This window comes from Desulfovibrio sp. (assembly GCF_034006445.1).
Lineage (GTDB): Bacteria > Desulfobacterota > Desulfovibrionia > Desulfovibrionales > Desulfovibrionaceae > Desulfovibrio.
In genome coordinates this window covers 23,820-31,523 of record NZ_JAVESS010000026.1, presented here as the reverse complement: position 1 = coordinate 31,523, position 7,704 = coordinate 23,820, and the positions used below count along the sequence as shown (strand labels likewise).

The 7,704-nt window shown below is 61.4% G+C and carries 5 protein-coding genes; all 5 read right to left on the bottom strand.

All coding sequences use genetic code 11. The features are described from left to right. Window positions 1-65: 65 nt before the first annotated feature. The 5 genes from flgN to RBR41_RS13485 all read right to left on the bottom strand — a co-directional run bounded on the left by flgN (window position 66) and on the right by RBR41_RS13485 (window position 7,670). Entirely contained in the window at window positions 66-533 is a 468-nt protein-coding gene (flgN, locus tag RBR41_RS13505) for a flagellar export chaperone FlgN (protein ID WP_320353173.1), read from the bottom strand. 120 nt (window positions 534-653) lie between these two features. Then, window positions 654-2,498 carry a rod-binding protein gene (locus RBR41_RS13500; RefSeq protein WP_320353172.1) on the bottom strand — a complete coding sequence of 615 codons (1,845 nt, stop codon included), beginning with the start codon at window positions 2,496-2,498 and terminating at the stop codon, window positions 654-656. Next, on the bottom strand, window positions 2,499-3,611 hold the full coding sequence (locus RBR41_RS13495; protein WP_320353171.1) for a flagellar basal body P-ring protein FlgI: 1,113 nt from the start codon (window positions 3,609-3,611) through the stop codon (window positions 2,499-2,501). A gap of 3,066 nt (window positions 3,612-6,677) precedes the next feature. Beyond that, window positions 6,678-7,001 carry a flagellar biosynthesis anti-sigma factor FlgM gene (gene flgM, locus RBR41_RS13490; RefSeq protein ID WP_320353170.1) on the bottom strand — a complete coding sequence of 108 codons (324 nt, stop codon included), beginning with the start codon at window positions 6,999-7,001 and terminating at the stop codon, window positions 6,678-6,680. Between the two features lie 3 nt (window positions 7,002-7,004). Continuing rightward, the gene (locus RBR41_RS13485; RefSeq protein WP_320353169.1) at window positions 7,005-7,670 is read right to left on the bottom strand and encodes a DVU0524 family FlgM-associated protein; all 666 of its coding nucleotides are present in this window, start codon (window positions 7,668-7,670) and stop codon (window positions 7,005-7,007) included. Window positions 7,671-7,704 lie beyond the last annotated feature (34 nt).

Here is a 7,704-nt window from a genome sequence, read left to right as displayed (position 1 = left end):
GATATCCATGCCTGGGACGCATTGAGCGCCGTTTGCCCCATGTTAAGCAGACCGCTAAGCATGACTTAGAGCCTCCCTGAAATAAGCGCGGCTTCGGGATGGCCGTGAGGGCGCATACCGCCCCGGCGACCGTAGGTTTCTGCCTTGGGCGGCATGACCTGGCTTGTCAGCGCCTGAAGAGTGCGGCTGCTCTGATCCAGCAGAGCCAGAGAAAGCTGGCTGTTGCGCGTGGCCTGACGTGCGGCCTCCTGCTCGGCCCTGTCTATGACGGTCAAAAGATCCAGCAGCGCAGCGCCTTCGGCCTGCGGAAGCGTCGTGGCGTATTCCTTGGCGCGCACGCCAGCCAGGGCCTTCATGACCGTGGCCTTTTCCGCCGCCAAATGGCGGATAAGCTCCTGAATGGAAAACTCCAGCGCCACCACGGCGTCCGTATTATGGCCAAGAAGCGTCTGATACTCTTCTTCCATAAGTTCACACAGCAGGGCCAGGGCCTTGCTTTGCCGGATCAGGGATGTATGGACTGTCGTATGCATGATAAACCTCGCTGGGCGGCCTGTGGCTTATGGCCCGCAGGCAGAATCTGCCGCCCCGTCACGAATGAAGCAATTTCCGTGCCCGGACGGAAAAGGCCAGTCCAGAGGAAAAGCCAACCGTCAGCGCCGCAGGTCCATGGCCGTCAGGGGCGGAATACCATAGCCCCCTGTAGGCTGGGCCAAGTGCGGAGCCTGACCGGCTTGCGGCGTCACCGGCATTACGGATTCGCCGGCTGCGGACTGACCGACCAATACCGGCGCGGGCTGTCCTGCCTGGTTCTGGGTTGGGGCTTGCAGCGGCTGTATGGTGGCTGGGGCCTGCGGCTGCCCAGGCGCGGCCTGAAGCGGCTGCCCGGCCTGCTGCGCATGATAGGCGGCCAGCCCCGCTCCCGCGCGGCTGTTGGGGCCAACGGCGTCCACACTGCTGTTGCGCAGAATGTCACTGGCTGATGTCTTGCGCTGGCCGGGCGGCACGTTGGTGGTATACCGCACCTTTTGAAGCTGCGGCTGCTGCGCGGCCTCATGCCCGGCGGCAGCGGGCTGACCGGCCTGCTGCGGCCCATGCTGCTGCACCGGGTGCTGGCCCTGCTGCGGCCCTGTCGCGTTTTCAGCCGCGAGACTGTGCAGAATGTCGTTGGCTGAAGTCTTGCGTTGGCCGGGCGGCACATTGGTGGTGTAGCGCACCTTCTGGATATGCGGTTCCTGCGCGGCTTCCTGTCCGGCTTCCTGTCCGGCTGCCTGCCCGGCTGCCATGGCCGGGCCAGGCGTTATGACGCCGCCTGCAGGCTGGGAAGCCTGCTGCGGGCGCGGCACGGGAATGCCCGCCTGCATGGCCCCCTGCATACCGGCCTGAGCGCCGGCCTGTCCGCCGGTGAAGCCGGAAGCCTGACCGGAAGTTTGCGCGAAAGTCTGCCCATGCTCCTGGCCGGGGGCCATCTCCGCCAGAGGGCCAATGGGGCCGGGCTGGCCAGTCTGCATGGCGGCCTGTATGGCTGCGGGCGTACCCATGCTCTGCGCCATGCGCATCTGCATATCCAGCGCCTGCGCGGCCTGCTGTGCCTGCCGGGCCTGCGTCATTTGACCCGTTTGCCCGTTTCCTGCAGCGGCGTTACGGGCAGGTTCGCTAAGGTGCGTGCGCGGCAGCACCGCGTGCGCTCCCAGCTTGCTGCCCGCCTCAAACTGTGCGGCGCGGGCCATGTTCAGGCCCGTATTCATATTGGGAACGCGCTGCTCCTCCTGCTTCGCGGCGGCTTCCTTGCGCGCCCGCAGGGCGGCCAGGGCCTGCTCCACTTCGGGCGGAGCAACCACAAGAGGCGGCTGGGACGCGGGCTGGCCCGCTGTCGCAAGCGCGGCCTGTGCAGAGCCCGTGCCAGCGGGCAGCACCTGAATCTGCATGGATTCGCCCATATCCTGCACCGGAGCAATGCCGTCATATACGGAAGGGATGGGCACTCTGCCGCGCATGGCGGTGTGGCCCGCCCGGCCCTGACTGCCGTCTTGCCCTTCGGCCTGACTGGCCGCCTCCCCATCCTGCGGCAGTACCGAGGCAACCTGCGGCACAAAACCCGACGTGGAGCCCGATTTGGCCGAGGCCGTGCCACGGCTGGCCGAAACGAGATTGCGCGAAAGCTGCGAATACATCATGTCCGCCAGGCCAATACCCCCGGCCGCCGTCATGGATTTGGCCAGTTCCTGGTCATACATGCTCTGCCAGTACTGTTCTTCACGCCCTTGAAGCATATTGGTCTTGGGCAGGGTATTGCGCATCTCCTGCCACATTTTCTGGATGAATATGGATTCAAAGCCTTCGCAAGCTTCGCGCAGCTTTTTTTCCTTGTCTGCTTCCGTCATTTTTTTGCCGTTGAGGTTGCCCACGCCAGCCAGACGGGACTGAAACTCGCGGCGGGACACTTCAGCCCCGCTGGCCTCATGCGGCACAAGCCCTGTAGTAAGAGGCGAGGTCATTTATATTACCTCCAGCTCCGCCAGCAGCGCACCGGAAACCTGCATGGTGCGCAGGATGGAAATAAGGTCGCGGGGGGTGGCCCCGATGGAGTTCAGTCCGTCCACCAGTTCCTGAAGGGTCGCACCCTCAACAATAACCAGGTGGCGGTTTTCTTCGCGTACATTGGTTTCCGTCGTGGGGGTCACCACTGTCTGTCCCTGCGAGAAAGGCCCGGGCTGCGACACCTGCTGCCCTTCCTGCACGGTTATCTGCAAATTGCCGTGAGCCACGGCAGCGCGCATGATGCGCACGTCGCGTCCGAGCACCACTGTGCCCGTCTTTTCGTCCACCACCACCTTGGCGGCGGTGTCCGGGCTGACGTCAAGATTTTCAATGGAAGCCATGAGAGGAACCATGTTGTTCCGGTACTGGGCAGGGATATCCATCGTGATGGACATGTCATCGACAGCGCGGGCAAAGGGGCCGCCCATGGCGCCGTTGACGCGCTCGGCCACCTGCTGGGCAGTGCTGAAGTCAGCGGTGCGCAGGTGCAGGGTGAGCTTGTCCTGCTGGTTGAACTCAAAGGGGATGCCGCGCTCGACAATACCGCCGCCGGGGATGATGCCCACGGTGCTGATGTTTTTGCTGACGCTGGCTGCCTTGCCCTGGCTGGAAAAACCGCCCACGGTCAGCGAACCCTGAGCCAGGGTATATATTTTGCCGTCAACGCCCTTGAGGGCCGTTTGCAGCAGCACGCCGCCCAGAAGGGATGTGGCGTCACCCACGGAAGACACGGTAACGTCAAGGCGTGTGCCCGGTTTGGCCGACACCGGCATGCGGGCCGTCACCATGACCGAGGCCACGTTCTTGGTCTTGAGCGCTGAAGAATCCACGCCAATGCCCATGCGATCCATCATGTTTTTCATGGAACTCATGGTGAAGACCGAGTCTTTTTTGTCGCCCGTGCCCGCCAGGCCCACCACCAGGCCATAGCCTATGAGCTGGTTGTCACGGACGCCGGAAAAGTTGGCAATATCCTTGATGCGCACGGCCTGCGCCGGAAGAACCATGCTGATCAGCAGGGCTGCTGTGAATATCCACAGGACGGGATTGCGCAAGATTGTCAATTTCATGGCGCTGACTCCTTGCCGGAATACCGGCACAGCTTGCTTTGCAGATTCCGTGCCGGAGGTGGGTTTTATCCTGTGGGTGGGGGGGGAGGCGGGGCTCTGAATAAAACTGGGCCTGTCCTTTGAGAGGCGGCTTGTGTGCCCTGCCGGCACGGGGGCTTATTTTTGTTCTAGTTTGGGCCGCCTGCGCGGCGAGGTATGGCGGCGAAGGTATGCGCGGCAGGCGCTCTGAAAGAAGTTAAGCAGGGCTTGTCCTTTGAGAGGCGGCTTGTGTGCCCTGCGGGCACGGGGGCTTATTTTTGTTCTAGTTTGGGCCGCCTGCGCGCGAGGTATGGCGGCGAAGGTATGCGCGGCAGGCGCTCTGAAGAAAGCAAAGCAGGGCTTGTCCTTTGAGAGGCGGCTTGTGTGCCCTGCGGGTACGGGAGCTTTTCTTTTTCTGTTGTTTGGGCCGCCTGCGCGGCGGGCGACGCGGCGAGGGTATGCGCGACGGGCGCTCTGAAAGAAGTTAAGCAGGGCTTGTCCTCTGAGAGGCGGCTTGTGTGCTCTGCGGGCAGGGGGGCTTATTTTTGTTCTAGTTTGGGCCGTCTGCGCGGCGGGCGACGCGGCGAAGGTATGCGCGGCAGGCGCGCTGAAAGAAGTTAAGCAGGGCTTGTCCTTTGAGAGGCGGCTTGTGTGCCCTGCGGGCACGGGGGCTTTTCTTTTTCTGTTGTTTGGGCCGCCTGCGCGGCAAGGTATGGCGGCGAGGGTATGCGCGACGGGCGCTCTGAAAGAAGTTAAGCAGGGCTTGCCCTTTGAGAGGCGGCTTGTGTGCCCTGCGGGTACGGGGGCTTATTTTTGTTCTAGTTTGGGCCGCCTGTGCGGCGAGGTATGGCGGCGAAGGTATGCGCGGCAGGCGCGCTGAAAGAAGTTAAGCAGGGCTTGTCCTTAGAGAGGCGGCTTGTGTGCCCTGCGGGCACGGGGGCTTATTTTTGTTCTAGTTTGGGCCGCCTGCGCGGCGAGGTATGGCGGCGAAGGTATGCGCGGCAGGCGCGCTGAAAGAAGTTAAGCAGGGCTTGTCCTTAGAGAGGCGGCTTGTGTGCCCTGCGGGCACGGGGGCTTATTTTTGTTCTAGTTTGGGCCGCCTGCGCGGCGGGCGGCAGATGGGGGCCTGTTAGGGGCTGCCGCCCCTCCGAGGCCCCCTCTGCACTCCCCCCGGACGACCCCGCTGGGCTTGTCGTATATCTCCACTCCCACGGGTTAGCCCTTAAAGGCTTTCCATATTCCACCATTCCACGAGGGCTGCGCGGCTTCTGCTCCGGGAGCTTCCTCGCTTCGCTCGGCGATCTCCCTACGCGCCGCGCAATGCCATCATATGCCTTCACGCTGAATGACAGGCCAGCAAGGGTGTCTCATTGGCTGTTGGGAGTCTCAGACACGGCAACCATTATGGTGGAAAGACACGTTGCGGTGAAAGAGTTTGCACGGCATGTCTCCGGTAAGAATTAAGACCATGCCCTGTTTTTGTGAGGTGTTTTTTGCGCCCTGCGGGCACAAAAACCGCCTCTCAAAGGACAAGCCTGCTTTGTTTTCTTTAACTACTGATTGCCAATTGCCCCCTCGCCCCAAAACCCTGACCCAAAGCCCTTGCCACACCGCGTCATTCTCCAACAGTGACGCGCATTCCTGAGACTCCCCCACACCAATGAAACACCTTCACAGCCACTGAGACGCCCTCCCCGATCTCACAGTCAACGCGAAGTCGCCCGCTGGCATTGCGCGGCGCGCAGGGAGATCACCGAGCGAAGCGAGGAAGCTCCCGCAGCAGAAGCCGCGCAGCCCTCGCTGAATGGCGGAAACTGGAAAGCCCAAGCGGGGTGCTTCGGGGGGGATGCAAGGGGGGCCGAGAAGGGGGCGCAGCCCCATAACCGGCCCCGCCTTGCCCCCGCCGGAGGCGGCCCAAACAACATAAAAGAAAAGCCCTCGTGCCCGCAGGGCACAAAAACCGCCTCTCAAAGGACAAGCCCGGTTTTTATTCTTCCAGAAATACATGCCATGCAGACTTCCCCGCCATAACGTACCTGCCCAAACAATCAGATGCATTCCTTAGACATCTCACAGCCACTGAGACGCCCTCCCCGATCTCACATTCAACGCGAAAGCGTCCGCTGGCATTGCGCGGCGCGCAGGGAGATCGCCGAGCGAAGCGAGGAAGCTCCCGGAGCAAAGGCCGCGCAGCCCTCGCGGAATGTCGGAAGATGGAAAACCCCAGGGGGGTGCTTCGGGGGGGATGCAAGGGGGGCCGAGAAGGGGGCGCAGCCCCATAACCGGCCCCGCCTTGCCCCCGCCGGAGGCGGCCCAAACAACATAAAAGAAAAGCTCCCGTGCCCGCAGGGCACCCCCCTCGCAAAGGACAAGCCTGCTTTGTTTTCTTTAACTACTGATTGCCAATTGTCCCCGCACCTCAAAAACCAGACCCAAAGCCTTTGCCACACCGCGTCATTATCCAACAGTGACGCGCATTCCTGAGACTCCCCCACACCAATGAAACACCTTCACAGCCACTGAGCCGCCCTCCCCGATCTCACAGTCAACGCGAAGTCGCCCGCTGGCATTGCGCGGCGCGCAGGGAGATCGCCGAGCGAAGCGAGGAAGCTCCCGAAGCGAAAGCCGCGCAGCCCTCGTGGAATGGCGGAAACGGGAAAGCCCAAGCGGGGTGCTTCGGGGGGGATGCAAGGGGGGCCGAGAAGGGGGCGCAGCCCCATAACCGGCCCCGCCTTGCCCCCGCCGGAGGCGGCCCAAACTAAGTAAAAAGAAAAGCTCTCGTGTCCGCAGGACACAGAAATCGCCTCGCAAAGCACAAGCCCTGTTTTATTTTCTTCAAAGCACCTGCTACACCACTACACCTGCCACGCCCCACGACACTGGCAATCCAAATAAAAAAGACCAGAGCGATCCCAAATGAAATCGCTCTGGCCTTTGCATTAAAAGACGCCCACCACAGCCCCGCAGCACGGCGTATCCGCACTACTCCGCGCCGTGGCGGGCACCTTCAAACATCAAAAAATATCTTCAAGGGCACCCCGCCCCATACTACGCCTTGAACAGGCCCGGCTCTTCGCGCACAAGGTTGGCGGCAATAAGCTTGCTGTCCGGCTTATAGGTTCCGTTGGCCACCTGGATGCGCAGGGCCTCCACCTTTTCCGAACGCACGTCCGGCGCGCTCTGGGCCGCGCGGCGCGCCTCTGTCAGCAGCAGGGCGTCCTGCGAAACGGTCACTTTGTCTCCCTGGGACGCATCCGTACCGGTTCCTTCCGCCCGCGCCTTCAGACGCGTGTCGTTTCTGGCCTCGGTGCTTTTGTCCAACCCGGCGGCATAGGGATCAAAAAGGCTGTTCGTCGTGTTCTTGATTTCCATTTCCTACTCCGTTGAGGGCGCTTTCGCGCCGCTCTGCGCCACTGGCTTCACAAAACTTTCGGTTCTTGACGGTTCTTCCAGCATGCTTTTATCAACGGTGGCACGGGTAATACGCCACAATGCATGTCGTGTTTTCCGCTGCACATCTTCTGGCAGCGGCTCCATGCCTTCGGGGCCTTCACCCACAATGTGCAACCTCTGACCAGGGGGATAGGTAAAACGTACCTTTTGCCCCACTTCCTTGCCCAGCTCCTGGCGGATATCCTCCACCACGGGATTGTCACTGCCTGTAAAAAGCAGCGTTTCGTACAGTTCGCGAGCCACTTTTTCAACGCAGGCGTGTCTGTGAGCGGCCGGATCAGGATCATCCGGCGCATCGCCATGAGCAAGCCTCATACGAACCCGAAAACGCGCAAGACGCCGGGCAGCCAGCAATTGCTGTTCGTACCCTTGTAACATAATGCGCAGCTTAGCGGAATTGGCATCGGCCATGAATGTCTCCGTCCTTACTGCCTGTTCGGCTGCCTGCCAAAAAACTTTAGGGAAACGCTGATTTATTCCGTTTGGCGGACTTGCTTCACTTTTTTTGAAACATTCGAGGACGGAAGAGTCCACTCCTGCTTCAAAAAAAGATCGCGCCTTGCCAAACGAAACAACTACGCGTTTCAAAGAGGCTCTTTAATCAGTGCTTCCCTAGAATTTT